General features: G+C 79.3%; 3 protein-coding genes and 1 pseudogene. 1 reads left to right on the forward strand and 3 read right to left on the reverse strand.

Translation table 11 applies throughout. The features are described 5' to 3' along the window. The coding region (locus VER05_RS10155; protein ID WP_324845240.1) for a Zn-binding domain-containing protein at nt 1-292 on the forward strand (292 nt) is incomplete at its 5' end. A gap of 279 nt (nt 293-571) precedes the next feature. Here the strand turns inward: VER05_RS10155 and VER05_RS10160 are convergent. From VER05_RS10160 to VER05_RS10170, 3 genes and pseudogenes are all read right to left on the reverse strand, one after another. Next, a pseudogene (locus tag VER05_RS10160) lies at nt 572-1057 on the reverse strand (Rv3654c family TadE-like protein); the annotation flags it as partial. Next, nucleotides 1042-1359, reverse strand: a complete 318-nt coding sequence (locus VER05_RS10165) for a TadE family type IV pilus minor pilin (RefSeq protein WP_324845241.1) — start codon at nt 1357-1359, stop codon at nt 1042-1044. The pseudogene VER05_RS10160 and the gene VER05_RS10165, both read right to left, overlap by 16 nt. A 38-nt stretch (nt 1360-1397) precedes the next feature. Continuing rightward, nucleotides 1398-1652, reverse strand: a complete 255-nt coding sequence (locus tag VER05_RS10170) for a DUF4244 domain-containing protein (RefSeq protein ID WP_324845242.1) — start codon at nt 1650-1652, stop codon at nt 1398-1400. Nucleotides 1653-2188 lie beyond the last annotated feature (536 nt).

Below are 2188 nucleotides of genomic sequence, written 5' to 3' on the forward strand. Positions count from 1 at the left end.
CTGCGACCGCTGGGACCTCGGCGGCGTCTCCACCGCGCTGCACGCCGACACCGAGCAGGCGACCGTGTTCGTGCACGACGCCTACCCCGGCGGCGCGGGCTTCGCGGAGCGCGGGTACGGGCTCGGCGCGACGTGGCTGCGGGCGACCCGGCAGGCGATCGCGACCTGCCCGTGCCGCACCGGCTGCCCGGCGTGCGTGCAGTCCCCGAAGTGCGGCAACGGCAACAACCCGCTGGAGAAGGCGGCCGCCGTGCGTCTGCTCGACGCGGTTCTCGCGCACGCGCCGGCCTGAGCCGTCCGGGCGGGGAGCGCCGTGGGGCGGACCGGAGCGGCGCACGCCGGAACCGCGTCGAGGGGAGCGGCGCGCACCCGAGGTGCGCGGACCGGAGCTGCGCGGATCGGACCGGCGTCGACCGGGGTCACGCGCACCGGGGTCACGCGCACCGGGGTCGCGCTCACCGGAGCCGCGCTCACCGGAACCGCGCTCACCGGAACCGCGCTCACCGGAACCGCGCAGATCGGGCCCGCGGGGACCGGACCGACCCCGACCGGACCGACGCGGGCCCGCGAGCGCCTCGGCCACCGCGTCGCCGACCGCCGTCCGCACCGTCGCGCGGACCCGCACGTCTCCCTCCCCCACGACGGTGCACTCCGCGAGCGCCGCCCCGTTGCGCCCGACCACCTCGCGGGCGACCGCGCACGCGTCGGCGTGCCCGCGGATCCGGCGCTCCGCCGCGGCGAGCGCGCCCAGGTCCGCTGCCGCCTGCGCGCGCCCGCGCGCCGCCTGCGCGGCGCCGAGCAGCCCGAGGACCCCGGCCAGGAGCACCACCACCCCGGCGAGCGCGACCACGAGGACCGACGCCGAGCCGCGTTCCCGGTCCGGCACCGGACGCCGGACCGGCGTTCGACGCCAGGGGGCCGGTCGCCACCACCAGGCCGATCGCCGCCGCCGGGCCGGTCGCCGCCGGACGCCCGGTCGCCGCCGGACGCCCGGTCGTCGCCGCCGGAGGGCCGGGCACCGCCGGAGGGCCGGTCGCCCGGTCACGGCTCGACCCACGCAGTCGCGGCGCCCCGGACGACGAGGCCGCCGACGAGCGGGAGCGACGGGCCGACCGTCGCCTCCACGGTCACGACCACCCAGGTGTCGTCCCGTGCGACCGCCGCCCGCGCTCCCGCCCCGGCCACCCGCCGTGCGGCGGACGCGACGGCGGCGTCGTCCTCCCCGATCGCCGCGACCCGCGCGGCCACGCGCGCGGCGTCCGCGCACCGGAGCTGAGCGGCGGCGCACGCCACGAGGGCCACCACCACCCCCAGCAGCAGGGCGACGACCGGCAGCAGGACCGCGAACTCGGCGGTCACCGAGCCGCGATCCCGCCGCTGCCGTCGCGGGTCCCCGGTCACACCGCCAGGGCGTCGCGGACGAGGTTCGTCAGCGTCTCCCGGATCTCCGAGCTGCGGAGGATCACGACCAGGAGCCCGGCGAAGCCCACCGCGGCGATCATGACGACGGCGTACTCGGCGGTCGCCAGGCCCGCGTCGCGGGTCGTGCCGGCGAACCTGGCCCGCGCTCGGCGCACGACCCGCGGCACCCGCTGCACCGCGCCCACCACGCGGCGGCTCCGCCGCCCCCACGCCGTCCCCGCCCTGCTCACCTGCTGCATCTCGTGCCTCCCGTGCTCCGTGCCGGCCGCCCGTCGACCGGCACCACCGACCCTGCCGGGCCGGGCATCGCGCCCACCGGCCCGCGAGCTCCCGGCTGGGGACGCGGCAGCCGCCCGCGCCTGTGGAGGACTCGACGCCCGCCCACCGCCCGCTCGGCGGCGGTTCGGGCAGGACGGCTGCGGTTCGGGAAGGGCAGCTGCGGTTCGGGAAGGACGACGACTTGGGCGAGGCAGCGGCCCGACGACCACGGTGGTGCGCCGCCCCCTCGACGCGTGGCGGGCTGCCGCCGAGCGGCCGTGCGGTGGCCAGGAGCAGGGGGCGGGTCACGGAGCGACGCGCCTCGCGTCAGAGCAGGCCACGTCAGAGCACGGCATGTCAGAGCCGGCCTCGTGAGAGCAGGCCACTTCAGAGCAGGCCGCGGCCCAGCGACGCGAGCACCGGCACCAGTCCCACCAGCACGAACGCCGGGAGGAAGCACAGCCCCAGCGGCACGACCAGCCGCACGCCCAGCCGCCCCGCCGCCTCC

Origin of the sequence: Cellulomonas sp. (genome assembly GCF_035634735.1) — a bacterium.
Lineage (GTDB): Bacteria > Actinomycetota > Actinomycetes > Actinomycetales > Cellulomonadaceae > Cellulomonas.